The sequence below is a fragment of the Aureibaculum flavum genome, assembly GCF_016406085.1.
Lineage (GTDB): Bacteria > Bacteroidota > Bacteroidia > Flavobacteriales > Flavobacteriaceae > Aureibaculum > Aureibaculum flavum.
This window is the reverse complement of sequence record NZ_JAEHFJ010000010.1, coordinates 67,667-84,268: the sequence shown is the minus strand read 5'-3', so window position 1 is coordinate 84,268 and position 16,602 is coordinate 67,667. Positions and strand designations below refer to the sequence as shown.

General features: G+C 33.4%; 9 protein-coding genes. 7 read left to right on the top strand and 2 right to left on the bottom strand.

The features are described from left to right. The first annotated feature begins 46 nt into the window (after positions 1 to 46). From JBL43_RS16875 to JBL43_RS16845, 7 genes are read left to right on the top strand one after another with little or no spacing between them, the layout of a single operon-like run. Positions 47 to 2,005: a DUF1565 domain-containing protein gene (locus tag JBL43_RS16875; RefSeq protein ID WP_198842582.1), complete on the top strand. Its 1,959-nt coding sequence runs from the start codon at positions 47 to 49 to the stop codon at positions 2,003 to 2,005. Positions 2,006 to 2,041: 36 nt separating this feature from the next. Continuing rightward, on the top strand, positions 2,042 to 2,848 hold the full coding sequence (locus JBL43_RS16870; RefSeq protein WP_117882404.1) for an SGNH/GDSL hydrolase family protein: 807 nt from the start codon (positions 2,042 to 2,044) through the stop codon (positions 2,846 to 2,848). A 39-nt stretch (positions 2,849 to 2,887) separates the two neighbouring features. After that, positions 2,888 to 4,483, top strand: coding sequence for a sialate O-acetylesterase (locus JBL43_RS16865; RefSeq protein ID WP_117882402.1), 1,596 nt, complete (start codon positions 2,888 to 2,890; stop codon positions 4,481 to 4,483). A gap of 32 nt (positions 4,484 to 4,515) precedes the next feature. Next, a complete protein-coding gene (locus JBL43_RS16860; RefSeq protein ID WP_198842581.1) occupies positions 4,516 to 5,946 on the top strand; it encodes a glycoside hydrolase family 30 protein in 1,431 nt (476 codons plus the stop codon). Positions 5,947 to 5,951: 5 nt separating this feature from the next. Continuing rightward, positions 5,952 to 8,255 carry a glycosyl hydrolase family 95 catalytic domain-containing protein gene (locus JBL43_RS16855; protein ID WP_198842580.1) on the top strand — a complete coding sequence of 768 codons (2,304 nt, stop codon included), beginning with the start codon at positions 5,952 to 5,954 and terminating at the stop codon, positions 8,253 to 8,255. Positions 8,256 to 8,287: 32 nt separating this feature from the next. Next, complete coding sequence (locus tag JBL43_RS16850; RefSeq protein WP_198842579.1) at positions 8,288 to 9,922, top strand: GH39 family glycosyl hydrolase; 1,635 nt, start codon at positions 8,288 to 8,290, stop codon at positions 9,920 to 9,922. A gap of 13 nt (positions 9,923 to 9,935) precedes the next feature. Further along, positions 9,936 to 10,673 (top strand): DUF6250 domain-containing protein, encoded by a 738-nt coding sequence (locus tag JBL43_RS16845; protein ID WP_198842578.1) that lies wholly within the window; start codon positions 9,936 to 9,938, stop codon positions 10,671 to 10,673. Positions 10,674 to 11,390: 717 nt separating this feature from the next. Here JBL43_RS16845 and JBL43_RS16840 read toward each other — a convergent pair. Further along, the gene (locus JBL43_RS16840) at positions 11,391 to 13,172 is read right to left on the bottom strand and encodes a RagB/SusD family nutrient uptake outer membrane protein (protein ID WP_117882392.1); all 1,782 of its coding nucleotides are present in this window, start codon (positions 13,170 to 13,172) and stop codon (positions 11,391 to 11,393) included. Positions 13,173 to 13,202: 30 nt separating this feature from the next. Further along, entirely contained in the window at positions 13,203 to 16,433 is a 3,231-nt protein-coding gene (locus JBL43_RS16835; RefSeq protein ID WP_117882390.1) for a SusC/RagA family TonB-linked outer membrane protein, read from the bottom strand. Between the last annotated feature and the right edge of the window lie 169 nt (positions 16,434 to 16,602).

Below are 16,602 nucleotides of genomic sequence, written 5' to 3'. Positions count from 1 at the left end.
TGTGAAATTTAAAAACTTATATCACAATTATTAAAATAGATCGAAAATGAAAAAGAGCATATTTACATTATTATCATTTCTTTTATTTTCATTACTACTTCAGGCAAAAGAATACCACGTTTCAAAAAAAGGGAACGATTTTAATGAAGGGAGTAAAGTAGCCCCATTTAAAACCATTTCAAAAGCAGCAAAAGTCGCTCAACCAGGGGATGTGATAACCGTGCATGAAGGAATTTATAGAGAATGGGTAAATCCCCGTTTTGGAGGAATAAATGATAGTAATAGAATTGTGTATCAAGCAGCAGAAAATGAAGAGGTTTGGATTAAAGGTTCGGAACATATTAAAACATGGAAAAAGCACAAAGGAACCGTTTGGAAAGTTGTTTTAAATAATGATTTTTTTGGTGACTTTAATCCCTATCAAGAAATTGTTTATGGAGATTGGTTAACGAAGACTTATGGACGAGATCATCATCTCGGTGAAGTATATATAAATGGTAAGGCACTTTATGAAATTGATAGTTTGGCGAAGGTGTTTTCAGAAACTTCATTAAAAAGAGCAACAGATACAGAAGGGTCTAAATACAAGTGGTATTGCGAAAGTAATCAAGAGACTACTACAATTTATGCTAATTTAAATGGGATAAATCCGAACAAAGAGTTGGTTGAAATAAATGTAAGACCAACTGTATTTTTTCCTAAAAATACAGGAATTAATTATATAACGGTTCGTGGATTCAAAATGGCTCAAGCGGCTACACAATGGGCACCTCCAACAGCAGAGCAAGAGGGATTAATTGGTCCAAATTGGAGTAAAGGATGGATTATAGAAGATAATGTAATTTCTGATTCAAAATGTTCAGGAATTGTAATAGGTAAAGAAAGAGCTTCAGGTCAAAATTTATGGAAACGAGACCAAAAAAAACACGGAACACAACGTGAAAGAGAAGTTGTTTTTAAAGCGTTGCAATTGGGGTGGTCTAAAGAAACAATAGGTTCTCATATTATCAGAAATAATACGATAAGAGACTGTGAACAAGGTGGGATTATTGGTCATTTAGGAGGTGTGTTTAGTGAAATAAGCAACAATCACATTTATAATATTAATGTAAAAAAGCAATTTGATGGATGGGAAATAGGAGGCATAAAACTACATGCAGCTATTGATGTTATTATTAAAAATAATTTCATTCATGATAATCATCGTGGAATATGGCTCGATTGGCAGGCACAAGGAGCACGCGTAACGGGAAATCTCTTATTTAATAATGAAGATCAAGATTTATTTATAGAGGTTAATCACGGTCCAATGATTATTGACAACAATATACTATTGTCTGAAAATGGAATTCTTAATGCTTCACAAGGAACGGCTTTTATAAATAATCTAATTGCTGGAAATGTACAAATGCGTGCGGCGAGTAATCGATTTACACATTATCATTTTCCACATTCTACAGAAGTTCTTGGGATGATGACTGTTATTCTTGGAGATGACCGATATTACAATAATATTTTTGCCGCCAATAACGATACGTTGAATAAAAGCCAGTTTTATGGTTTAAATGCTTATAATGATTTTCCATCAGCCACATACCAATGGAAATCACCAGGTGGTCTCAATAATTACAACAAACAAAAATTTCCTGTTTTTATAGATGGTAATCTTTATGTAAACAAAGCACTACCATCAACTATTGAAACGAATTTTCTAGAGAATAGAACTTTAAATCCAGCAATTAGTCTGACTAAAGAGGGCGATGGTTACTATTTGAATATGACTGTGGATGAGAGTTTTAAACGTGTGAAAACCCAATTAGTTACTACCGCATTATTGGGAGCCGCATTTCAATCGGAAACACCATTTGAAAATAGAGATGGTTCACCAATAACTATTAACCAAGACTTTTTTGGAAAAATAAGAACAAAAGAGATTCCGATAGTTGGCCCATTTGAAAATTTAAAAATAGGTAAGAATAAAATTAAAGTATGGAATATAGAATAAGTTATTGGGTAGAGCTTACTTAAAAAAATAATATCAATGGAACGTAAAGAATTTATAAAAATTCTAGGTCTTAGTGCTATAAGTGCGGGGATGTCTCCAGCTGTATTTGCAGCTCTTAAGGATAGAAATTCTGATGAGGAAATATGCAGGTTAATTTGGGATAAGTTATGTGGTACTATGGGATCTGTTTATAAAACAGAGGCTTTTAAGTATGTACATCCTAAAAAAGGATTACCTAATGTATTCATATATGGCGACTCCATTTCAATTGCATATTCTCAGTCGGTTAGAGAAGAATTGAATAACAAAGCCACAGTTATTCGTCTGTTCAAAAATGGAGGTTCAAGTCATAATTTTATAGAAAATATGGAAGAACTGCAAGAGAAAATGTTTCAACCAGGTTTAGAAAAAGGATGGAATTTTAAATGGGATTTAATTCATTTTAATGTGGGTTTACATGATCTAAAATATTTGAAAGGTAAAAATTTAAACAAAGCAAACGGAAAACAAGTTTCATGGATACGTGAATACAAAGAGAACCTCAATGAAATATGTAAGTATTTAAAACTAAACTTTCCAAAGGCTAAATTGATTTTTGCTACCACAACACCGGTCCCAAAGAATGCCAAAGGACGTTTTGAAGGAGATAGTGTTACATTTAATACAGCCGCGTTGGAGGTGCTTAAGAAGTATCCAGACATTATAATAAACGATCTTTATTCATTTACAAAACCAAATGCTAAGATATGGGCACAAGAACCTGGAAATGTCCATTATAATGATTTAGGATTTACACAACAAGGAAAAGAAGTAGCACGATTAATTACAAAAGAATTAAAATAAACTATTTATAGAACACTATAATTATAAACTCGTATTCAAATGAAAAAACACAGTCAAATTATAATACTCCTTCTATTGTTTATACCACAATTTTTGATTGCAGATGTGAAATTAAATGCACTTTTTACGGATCATATGGTCATTCAACGAGATACTGAGATTCCAATATGGGGTTGGGCTGATCCTAATGAGAAAATAGAAATTTCAGGGAGTTGGGGTGAAAAGGCTACAACGATTGCAAATACTGATGGTACTTGGAAATTAAAATTAAAAACACCAGCAGCAGGAGGTCCTTTTCAAATCACAATAACAGGTAAAAATGAATTGGTTATAAACGATGTATTGTCAGGTGAAGTTTGGCTTTGTACGGGACAATCTAATATGGATTTTGCTTTGGAAAAATTTATACATGATTCCAAAGAACCAAAATATCAACCATTAGTAGCGTATATAAGAGAAGAGGTTAAAAATGCAAATGACAACCAACTGCGTCATATTGAAGTACTTCAAAATACATCTTTATACGAAAAACAAACTGATTTTACTGGGCAATGGGTTAGTGCACAGGGAGAAGATGTTAAGAAAATTTCAGCGATCGGTTATTTCTTTGCTAAAGAATTACGCAAGGAATTAAATGTACCCATCGGATTGGTAGAATGTTCATGGGGCGGATCAAGAATTCAACCTTGGATTTCAGAAGAAGCTTTTTTAGCAGATGAAAACTTAAAGGAATATTTTCAAACGAACAGAAAAGAACTTAAAGAAACCATAGAAAAGCTGGATGCCAAAGACTATGTAGATATTGAGCTTGAGAAAAAATTAACTGCATGGATAGAAAAAGGCAAGAAAGGCAGAAAGCCAAAACCTGCTGACCACCCTAGAAAAGACAGACAAGTACCTGCAACATTATATAATGGCATGCTCTATTCTGTTATACCGTATGCTATTAAAGGAGCCATTTGGTATCAAGGTGAAAGTAACGCTGTAAATATGCCAAATGAATATGAAAAGATGTTTACCACGATGATAAATAGTTGGAGAGCAGATTGGAATCAAGGTGATTTCTCTTTTTATTGGGCACAGTTGGCCGCCTGTAAGCGTGGTAATGATAAAGCAGATAAAGGATGGGCAACAGTGAATGATAAATTACGTAGAACGTTAAAATTGCCAAATACGGGTATGGCCGTATTATATGATATTGGTGAGGCAAAAGACATACATCCTCATAATAAAATGGATGCAGGTAAACGTTTAGCTCTTTGGGCATTGAAGAAGGATTATCACATTGATATTCCGGTAGTCAGTGGACCATTATATGTTACCAAAGAAATTATAGGTAATAAAATTGAAATTGAATTTAGTGAAGTAGGAGCAGGGTTAATGGTAGGTAATAAAAAGTTGATGAACCCTACTGTGGCCGTACAAGAACCTTTAAAGTGGTTCGAGATTTTGGATCAAGAGGGGAACTGGAAACCCGCAGAAGCAAAAATAATATCTAAAAATAAAATAGAAGTTTGGAATGCATCAGTAGCACATCCAAAACAAGTTAGATATGCTTGGTCTGGTAATCCTGAAGGTGCTAATTTATATAATAAGGAGGGATTACCTGCTGCTGTTTTCTCGACTGAAAATTAATCAAATCACAAAACTAATTTAAATCAAATAGGATGAAAAAGATAAATTACACGGTACTCATGTTGGTGCTTTTAGTCTCTAATTTATTATATGCTCAAAAAGTAGAATTAATTTATACAACAGCTTCAGAACGTTGGGTTAAGCCTAAGAAGTTTCTTAAAAAGAAGGTTAGTGAATCTAAGGTTGATATCACTGTTTATACGGACAGTGTATTGCAAAAAGTTGATGGTATTGGTGGTGCATTTAATGAGTTAGGTTGGGAAGCTATTCAGAGGTTAGATGATAAAGGTGCTAAGGAAGTTATTGAAGCCATTTTTTCAAAAGACGGATGTAATTTTTCAATGTGTCGTATTCCAATTGGTGCTTCTGATTATGCCTTAAGTTATTATTCTCACGATGATGTTCCAGGAGATTTTGTTATGCGTGATTTTAATATTGATAGAGATAAATATATTTTGATACCCTATTTAAAAGCCGCTTTAAAAAACCGACCTGATTTAAAAATATGGGCATCACCATGGACGCCTCCAGCTTGGATGAAAGTGAACGAACATTACTCTTTACGTGCTGGTGATTGGAATGGTAGATCAAATGGAAATAGAATGGACCCTGGTGCTCAAATATTGAGTAATGCTACTGCATTTAAAATGCAAGACCAGTACTTAAAAGCATATGCCCTGTATTTTTCAAAATTTATTAAGGCCTATAAAAAGGAAGGGATCAATTTATTTTCAATACAGCCACAAAACGAAATAGCCTATGCACCAAATTGGCCAAGTTGTACTTGGCGAGCTGAAGATTTTTCATTGTTTATTGGAGAATACTTAGGACCTCAATTAGAAAATGATGGTTTAGATACAGAAATTTGGTTAGGAACTATTAATTATAGTAATCCGAATTATGTTAGAACCATTTTGGATAATAAAAAGTCAGCTAAATATATAAAGGGTGTTGGTTTTCAATGGGGCGGCTCTAAAGCTATTCCTTCTATACATAAAGAGTATCCAGATTTACAATACATGCAAACGGAGAATAAGTGTGGAGAAGGAGAAAATGATTGGACATCTTTCGATCGTTCTTGGGAAACATTGGTACACTTTTTTAACAATGGAGCTGGATCTCATATGTATTGGAATATGGTATTAGATGAAACAGGAAAAAGTGCTTGGGGATGGCCACAAAACTCAATGGTAGTCATAGATAAAGTAACTAAAAATGTTACATATACCGATGAGTTTTATTTATTTAAACACCTATCGCATTTTGTGCAACCAGGTGATCATTATTTAAAATCTTCTAAAGGGAAAAATCATTTGGCCTTTCAGTTAAAAGATGGCCGTGTTATGCTTTTAGTTAACAATCCTGATAAAACGAATAAAAATCTAAATTTTAAAATAGGGGAACAGTTATTTGAAATTGAAGTACAAGCATTATCGATTAATTCCTTAATTATAAATAAATAATTTATATGATTTCTAAATCAAATTTTAGAAGTACAGCTCTAGTCATTGTTTTATTAACCTTTTGTCAGTTGCAAGGACAGGTTATTGACAACATTGATTGGCCTAAATTTTTAGGACAACATGACTTGGTTTGGGAAGAAATTCCCATGCAATGGAATGAAGGTGCTTTTACAGGAAACGGTCAAGTAGGTATGATGGTTTATGCTACTATGAGTGAGAACCGTATTGATTTTCATATGGGAAGACAAGACGTTACCGATCATAGAGGAGCTCCTCATAAAAAAACATCTATGGGTGTTAAAGGGTATAACCTATATGATTTCTCGAGGTTAGATGTTGGTAGAATGGCATTGTATCCTGTTGGTAAAATTATTTCAGCTACCATTCGTCAAGATTTATGGAATGCCGAAATCCGAGGTATTATTTATACAGATTTAGGTGAAATAAGCTTTAGAGCCTTTACACCTTATGATAGAATGATGAATATTATTGAAATCAGTTCAACAGAACGAAAGACTAATAAAAATGTTGATTATAAATGGGAATGGTTAGCGGGTAATCCCATTACACCAAGAGTATATGCAAAACCAGACCATCCACAAACATTAAGCTATAAACCAAATCCTAAACCCATAATTACTGTGGAAAATGGTATTTCCATTTGTACACAATCCTTATTGGCTGGAGGAGATTATGCAACGGCTTGGAAAGAGAAAAAATCGAATACATCAAAAAATAACTCTACTTTATTTGTAGCCATTGCAAATGAGGTTCCAGCGGCCAATGTTTCGGCTAAAGTAGCGGTTAACACAGTTAAAGATGCTATGGGTTTAAAAGCAGAAACTATTATAAAAACACATAGCGATTGGTGGCATAATTATTATAAAAAATCGTTTATAACAATGCCAGATGCCAAGATGGAATCTTTCTACTGGATTCAAATTTATAAAATGGCAGCTAGCTCTCGTGCTGATGGTCCTGCATTAGATTTAATGGGACCTTTTTATAAAAATACGGGTTGGCCAAGTTTATGGTGGAATTTAAACGTACAATTGACTTATTGGCCATTTAATACCAGTAATCATTTAGATATTGCGGAAAATTTTATTCATTTAATAGATACTCACTTTGAGTATATGGTTGAAAATAAAAGTGGAAAAAGTTTGGGAGATTTTGCTTGGGCTACACACAATTATTGGTTGTATTATAATTATAAGGGTGATGATGAGGCTATTCAAAAGAAGTGGGTGCCTAAAGCCATTAAAATTTTAGAAAAATATAAAAAACATATGATTCTAAATGATAAGGGGCAAATAGAACTGACAGCTATGGGATCTCCAGAATATATGGGATTTAAGTCTTTTTTAAACACCAATTATAACTTGGCCATTTTACGTTGGTTATTAAATTCTTTGATTGATTCTAACGAAAAATTTAATAAGAATCCTGAAAGAATAATAGCATGGAAACAAACGCTTCAAAAGTTAATTGATTATCCTGTTGATGAAAACGGATTAATGATAGGGAGTAATCAGCCTGTAGATATGTCACATCGGCATTATTCACATTTATTGGCATTATACCCTTTATTTCAATTAAATCCAGACGCACCTAAAGATCGAGCATTGGTTGAAAAATCAGTTATTCATTGGCATAAAATCGAAGATGGGGCAAAATTGGTAGGTTACTCCTTTACGGGGGCAGCGTCATTATATGCAGCCTTGGGAAAAGGGAATGAGGCGAATAGCATTATGCAACATTTTTTAAATGGTAAAATAGGAACGGCTCTTTTATTACCCAATACATTTTATATGGAAGGGAATGGTAAAAATCCAGTAATAGAAACACCTCTGAGTGCTGCTACATCTATTATGGAATTTCAATTACAAAGTTGGGGAGATAAAATTCGCGTTTTTCCAGCAGTTCCAGATGCGTGGAAAGATGCATCTTTTCAAAATTTACGGGCTCAAGGTGGATTTTTAGTGAGTGCAAAGCGGAATGATAGTAAAACGGAATGGGTATCCATAAAAAGTTTATCTGGTAAACCGTGTGTATTAAAAGTTTTAGATTGGACTAATGCCATTCAAATAAGTAAAGGCAAAAAAATTGAAATAGTAAAAAATTCAGAAAATGAATTTCGTATTGATTTAAAAAAGGGAGAAACTATTTTGATTTCATCAAAAAACATTGATAAAGCAATAATAGAACCCATAAAACATTTGGAATCAAAAATGAATCAATATGGTGTGAAAAAAGGAATGAATTACAAAGAAATAATGGAATACAAAGTGCCTGAGTATAAGTATTAATAAAAGAGAATGAACAGTAAAAAATAGTAATAATGAAAATATTAAAAATAGTAGTTTTAGGATTAATTTTGGGAAGTAGTTTGTTAATTAATGCACAAAAAAACATACAAATTGATGCTCAAGTGAAAGGAGAGAAATTTGATCATTTTTGGAGTAAAATGGTTGGTGCGGGTCGTGCCAATGAGGGCTTACGAGCAGGATGGTTAGAACAGTTAGAACAAGTACAAGAAAATTGTGGGTTCGAATATGTTCGTTTTCATGGACTTTTTCATGATGATATGTTTCCCGTTTTTCAAGAAAAGGGAAAAACCGTTTATAACTGGCAGTATATTGATGATTTGTTTGATAGAATGTTAGACTTAAATGTGAAACCATTTTTAGAACTAGGTTTTTTTCCAAAAAGTATAGCCGCTGAGAATTCTAAAACCACAATGTGGTGGAAAGGTAATATTACTCCCAATGAAGAATCATTTGGTAAATGGCATGACTTGATTAAAGCTTTTACCCAACATTGTGTTGATCGTTATGGAATAGAGGAGGTTTTAACATGGTATTTTGAAGTTTGGAATGAACCTAATTTACATAGAGGGTTTTGGGATGCAACCAAATCACAATATTTTGAGTTATACAAACAGTCCGTTAAAGCTGTTAGATCTGTAGATAATAGGCTTAAAGTTGGAGGTCCATCAACTAGTAATTTTGTGCCAGATAATCGTTTTGAAGGCGAACTTGTAAATGATAATGTTTCAGATGCTGTTTTTAAAGCGGATGATATTAACGTTTTAGAATGGCATGGCGTATGGATAGAAGATTTTCTCAACTATTGTAAAAAAGAAAATTTACCTGTTGATTTTGTAAGTTGCCATCCTTATCCAACTGATTATGCATTTAATCCAGAAACAGGAAAGGGAAGGGGACTAACACGCTTTGTAAAGTCAACAAAATTAGATTTAGAATGGTTGAATAAAACAATAGCTAAAAGTGATTTTCCAGATGTAGAAATTCACCTTACAGAATGGAATACCAGTCCAAGTAGTAGAGATGCAATGCATGATCGTTTACCCGCAGCTGCATATATTGTAAAAACAAATTTAGATTGTATAGGGTTAACAAATTCTTTAGCTTTTTGGACGTTTACTGATATCTTTGAAGAAAAAGGTGGAGCTTCAAGTATTTTTCATGGTGGTTTTGGAATGATTAATTTTCAAGGGTTGGTAAAACCATCGTATCATGCGTATAGAATGTTACATCAGTTGGGTGATCAAAAATTATATAAAGATGATTACCTTTTTGTTTCTAAAAAATCTTCAGATGGTAACATTGTTGCGTTAGCCTATAATTACCCTAAAGAATATGAGAATGCAGTACCTTCTGGAAGAGATAAACGCGAAACAGGAACTGTTAAAAATTTAGATTTTACGTTAACTGGGTTAAAAGCTGGGAGTATGTTTGAAATAGAAATTTTAGATAAAGATCATGGTAATATTCATAACTTTTGGGAAACAATGGGTACACCTGAACCACCAACAAGAGAAGAGGTTAGGGTAATGAAAGACTATGCCAATACCATGAAAAAAGAATTTGTTAAGGCAGATAAAAATGGGGTTTTAACTATTAAGCATTCCATAACTCCTTGGAGTTTAGTATTAATCAAACAAGTAAATTAAAACTATAAAGAACATGTTATATTCTAAAAAAATCACAAATTTCATTGCTTTAGCATTGGTGTTAGGTATTTTATCTTCATGTAATAATGATACTAAGGGCATAGAAATAAAAGGAAAAACCTATGCTACTGAACTCGTTTTTGAAGAGAATTTTGATAATGGAATGGATAATTGGGTTGTAGAGCAAATGCCAAAAGGTAGTGTAGCAATTAATAAAAGTAAATTAGAAATTAACGATGATTCTGGGTGTACAGTTTGGTTAGATAAGAAGTTTGAAGGTTCGATAGTTATAGAATATGATGTGTTTATGATACAAGATGGTGGAGAAAACGATAGGGTATCTGATTTAAATTGTTTCTGGATGGGATCTGATCCTAAAAATCCAACAAATTTATTTGCAGATTCTGAAAAACGTGGTGGTAAATTTTCGAATTATGATGCACTCCAATTATATTATATGGGAGTAGGAGGGAATGACAATGGTACCACACGATTTAGAAGATATGTAGGTAATGGAGAGCGTCCTTTAATTGATGAACATGATTTGTCTGATACAAAATACATGTTAGAACCAAACAAAACCTATCATATCAAAATAATTGCACATAATGGTGTTATACAATACTACAGAGATAATGAATTGTTTGTTGATTTTAATGATACGAACCCCTATACATCCGGTTATTTTGGTTTAAGAACGGTTAAAAACCATATGACTGTAGATAATTTTAAAGTGTATCAAATACAATAGAAACCTTTAGTGCATTTTAAATAAAATTTAGTATTGAGAGTGTTTTTTTCTAAGATGCAGCGAAATAAAAAAGTGTATCGAGAACCTTCAGTACGCGAAAAGTTCTCGATACAATCTCTCATTCTTCGAGACCACTCGAACTGACGACAGAATAAGGGTCTTAGTTAAAGTATAAAATGCACGTCACTTCGAGTGCCACGCTTTTTGGCGTGGTGTATCCAGAAGCCTTCTTCAATTTGTTTAAACGAATAGTTCACGCTACTTCTGAGGCTGTATATAAATTTTTAGAGAACACTATGCTGTCGGCGAAACTTTAGTAAAAACCATTGAACAGACGATGGATTTAAATTTTAATCAAAATCATTAATAGTACGTCACTTCGAGTGCCACGCTTTTTGGCGTGGTGTATCGAGAAGCCTTCTTCAATTCGTTTACACAAATAGTTCTCAACATAGACAACCCTTCTATATTCATTCTTAGGAACCATCCGAATTAACAACTCAATAAGGTCTTAGTTTCTTGTATAAAATCCGTGGCTCTACGTTTGAATTTTATAGGTACAAGAAAATTTATATCTAGAAGTTTTCGATACTCCAAACGCTTCAGGATTCATTCTTTATTTACTCCAAACAGGAATTATAACAAAATAGAAACGGCTATAAACATATAGTTTATAGCCGTTCTGCAATCTAACTCAAATAATTATTTTCTCTGAAACTAGTATCCAGGATTTTGTAATAACTCATCATTTAAACCGGTCTGAGATGTAGGTACCGGAAATAGATAGTCATCTTTTGAAAAGTTACGAATCGCTGAAGGCTGAACTACAAGACATCTTCTTGGACCAACTCCTGTCGTCGTAGTTTCTTCACCGTAACCATATTTAGATGGGTCGTATAAGGCAGGTGTACTTTCATAAACTGTACCTTCTATAACTGCACCATAAATTGCTTCACCTAATTCTTGCTCTGCAATACCCCATCGTTTTAAGTCATTAAACCTTGTTGCACTTTCTGCATAAAGTTCAATAGTACGCTCTCTTCTAATTTCGGTTTTAATATCCATATTATTAGAAGATAAAAAGGCGTTAGTTATTCCAGGTAAACCAGCTCTAGCTTTTACCAAATTAATAGATTCCTCCATTTCTTCATCAGAAAGACTACCATTTAATTCATATAAAGCTTCCGCATACATTAAATATACTTCAGCCAATCGTATAAAAGGCATGTCATAGGCTTCAGTTGTTGTTGCTCTATAAGCCTCATCTGTTCCCCATTTCCAACTCATAAATTTTGAATTGAAGTAACCAAAATTGTTTGTTCCACTTAAAGTAACATCTCCATTTTGAGGGATTTCACCAAGGTTTTTATGATAGGTAAAATAAGCCCTCATTCTATAGTCTCTGTTTTGGAATTCGTCAGGTGTATTTGCGTATCCTTGAAACCTAGGAGATTGAGCTATTGGTAATCCATCATCACATAAAAACATATCTACCATTTTTCTGCTAGGTTTTAATCTCCCTTCATAAACGTGACTTACTAATGTACCTGCCTGTCTGAATGTAAAATCGTATTTATTGTAAAAAATATACTCATTATTTGTAGCCTTATCATAACCACCAGGGTTAGAGCCACCATCTTCTAAATTAAATAAGAAATTTGAACTCAAATTATCAAGATCTGCATTGTGATTCCATAGTTCAAAACCACCTTGATCCATTACCGTTTTAGTTAAGGTAACTGCTTCTTGAAGGTAGATATTGATATTTGAATCATTAAAACCAGCACTACCAGCACCTGTGGAAGTTCCATCACCATCAGTTGTAGTGCCAACATATTTCATCCAAGTAGCTTCGTGTAATAGTACTTCTGCTTTGAATGACATAGCTGCCCATTTACTAATCTTGCCTTTATCACCAGAGGCGATATCTTGTTCTGCAGGTAAACCAGCAATAGCATCGTCTAAGTCAGTTAATATTTGAGCAACCACTTCATATCTACTATTACGTGGTCCATATAATGCTTCCGAATTAACATCAAGAGGTTCTGTTACTATAGTTACACCTCCAAATCGTTGTACTAAAAAGAAATATTGCCAAGCTCTATGAAATTTAGTCGCAGCTACATACTCACCTATGTCATTTCCTTCATACGCTTCAGCTCTCGATAGTAATAGGTTCATATCTCTAATAGCATTATAAGCATTTGAATAATAACTATCATTTGCTGGTGCTTGAGTGTCACCTCTACTATATTCTTGCATGTCACTGTCTTCCGTATAACCTACTAAATCGGAACCATGATCTGAAAATACATCTTGGTCATTCCATCTTATTAAGTTTGTATAGAATCTGTTTGATCCTGTTAAAAAATGCTCAGCTTCAGTGTAATAAACATCGTCAGTAATTGAAGCAGGTGGTGTCAAATCAATAAAGTCGTCTGCACAAGATGTAAAGAGCATCATTACGCACGGAATTATTATATATATTATTTTTTTCATTTGTTTATGATTTTATTATTATTAGTTATCTTAAAGTGATAATTTTAAACCCAATGCCCATGTACGCATAAATGGATAAACACTTGCATTAGTACTCGCTTGAAATTCAGGGTCATATCCATCTTTTACACTGGTGAATTCAAACAAATCATTTCCTGAAAAATAAATTCGGATATTATCGATAGGTGTATTACCTATTTTCACTCCTTTAATATTATAACCTACTATTAGAGATTTTAATCTCATATATCTATTGTTTTGTAATATATGATCTTTACTTCTATAGTTCCATTTCGATAATCCACGTTGGGTTGTTAATCTAGGAAACTCTGCATTACGGTTATCTTCAGTCCATGTTCTGCCTAACCATGTATTAGATTGGTTTTGCCATTCTGCTTGGAAAGGTTGTGCAAAATAACCTGTTCTATAGATTTGATGATTAAGAACACCTTGGAAAAATGCACTTAAATCAAAATTCTTATAATTCACATTAAAATTCAAACCATAAACATAATGAGTAGCATTGTCTCCTTTGTAGGTTAAATCATCATTATCAAGAGTTCCGTCTCCATTAGAATCTACAACTCGCATATCTCCAGGACGTAAAGCGTCATTTGAAGTTTGCGATGGTAATATTCCTCCTGGATTAAGACTTGCATAATACGCATCAACTTCAGTTTGAGAATCAAAATAACCATCAGTTTCCCATAAATAAAATGAGTTAATAGGTTTACCTAATATGTTTCTACCAGCAGATGCAGCATTTAAGTTCTCTACAATTGATTGAGCTCCATCATATTTAGTAATTTCATTTCTACTATCACTCATGTTTGCACTTACGGTAAAATCTAAATCGTCACCAATTTTATCTCTCCATCCTAACATTGCTTCCCAACCATTTGTTTCAAGAGTCCCTATATTAGTATATGGAGCGTTGGTACCAAGAACTTGTGGTAAAATACCTCTCACTAGCATACCAATATTCTCTTTTTGATAAAGGTCAAATGAACCAAACATTTTATCCTTAAACAATCTAAAGTCTACACCAATTTCTTTTGTTGCAATCCTTTCCCATGTTGTAGTACTGCTAAATAAGCTACTGGCTCTTGAAGTTGCTTGTTGTGAAGCATTAGTTTGACCAAAAACAGTTGAACCAAAGCCAACTGTAGATAAATATCCAAAATTACCAATACCTGACGTACTACCTAATTCACCATAACCACCTCTTATTTTTAAGAATGATATTAATTCACTATCCTTAAGAAAATCTTCAGCACTTAAAACCCAACCAGCAGATATACTACCATAATTAGACCATTTTTTTCCATCTGCAAATCTTGAAGATCCATCGCGTCTGCCTTGTACTTCCAATAAATATTTGCTTTTATAATCATAATTTACACGACCTATATAACCGTATGACCCCCAGGTATTACCACCACCTGAAGTGGTTACAAGTTGATCTGTAGCTCCAATGTTTATATCATATACACCATAGTCAACAAAACCATTTCTCCTCATGTAATACTCATCAATTATATTTTTTTCCGCTTCAACAGCTACAAGTCCTGATACATTATGATCTCCAAAGCTATTACTATAATTTAAAGCTCCTTTATAATTCTTATAAGTTATGTTACCGTCTTTGTTATCAGGTCCAGTTCCTTCTTCAATAAAAGTTGTATTGTTTATATTATTAGAGAAACCACCTTGCCAACTATATAAAGGTACTGATACTGCATATCTTTGCCATTTGCTATTTTGCTTACTAATAGCATAAGATCCAGTAGCATTTAAATGTTCGGTTATTTTATAAGTAGCCTGTGCAGCTATTTTAAACTGCTCTCTTGTATAATTTTCACGACCGGCATCTTTAACTTGTGCTATTGCATTTCTATCACCCGTAATATTAACTCCTCCAAAATTAGCATAATATTGTCCGTCGGGGTTATACGTAGGAAATAAGGGAGCATCCCATGTAGCGGCTTCCCTTGCTAAACCTGCTGCAGGTCCTGAAAAGCTATTATGAAAATAAGTAACATTAGTATTAACACTTAATCTATCGCTGATGTCAAGACCATAATTTATAGAGAAATTATATCTATCTGCACTATCATCAGCAACTTTTAAACCACCAACATTTTTATCATATCCGGCTGAAACACGGTAATTACTTTTATCTCCGCCGCCCGATACACTTAAATTATGTTGGCTCGAATTTGAATTACCAAACATTTCATCAAATTTAGCTGAATTACCCAACCATATATTTCCGTTTATAGGTAAATCATAAAAACCTTCATCTCCTGAAGCAATTCTCTCTACAGTTGGACGATCATTCCAAAAGAAAAAACGAGGCGGCTTACCAGAAGCTAAATCTTCATCAACTGCCGCTAAATAAAGTTGTCCATATTCAGACATCGTTGGTGATGGTGGGCGAATACCTATAGTACCCATCCTTAAAATTGAACCTATTTCAACTTTAACATCTCCTTTTCCTTTTTTAGTAGTAACCAAAATAACACCACCTGCAGCACGTGATCCATATATAGATGCAGATCCTCCTTTTAAAACACTTATGTTTTCAATATCATTGGGATTCATATCATTAAACGTTGATGAATTTATTGTAGGAATACCATCTATTACGATAAGAGGTTCTATACCATTAATAGAAGAGGCTCCTCTAATAAGAAAATTAACCCCCTCATCACCGGGTCTAGAAGAAGTACGTGTAACAACTAAACCTGGTGTTCTACCTTGAAGAGCTAATGCAGGACTACCTACAGCTATATCTTCAAAAGCTTCAGCTTTAATTTGTTCAACAGAACCTGTCAAAGTTTCCTTTTTTGCTGTTCCATAACCAACTACTATAACTTCGTCTAAAGTTTGAGCATCTACTTCTAATATAACATTGATTGAGCTTTGACTGTTTACAGTTACTTCTTTTGTAGAAAACCCAACAAAACTATATACCAATACGGCATCTGATGCAACATTATTAATGGTATAGTTTCCATCAAAATCTGTAACAACACCATTTTGTGTACCTTTTACAAAAACATTTACCCCCGGCAGCGGCATGTTATCGTCTGCACTAATAACATTACCAGTTACTGTGGTAGTTTGTTTAAATTCATTTACTGAACTATTTTTTGCAGCATGCACCTGAGTGAACACTCCGCAAAACAGAAAGCCTATTATAATGAATAGACCGTAAAAATGATTCAGATTTCTCTGATTGTGTTTAATTTTAATCATAAAATTGTCATTTTTAAGTTAGTAATTTAAGTATTGATTTTTTCTTTAAAATCATTACACAATATTAAAAAGATTTAAGAAAGGTATTTATAAATTAATATTCAAAAACTATAAAACATAGTTCATTTAACTATTAAACACCTTTGTTTGCAAGCATTTTTAAAAATAG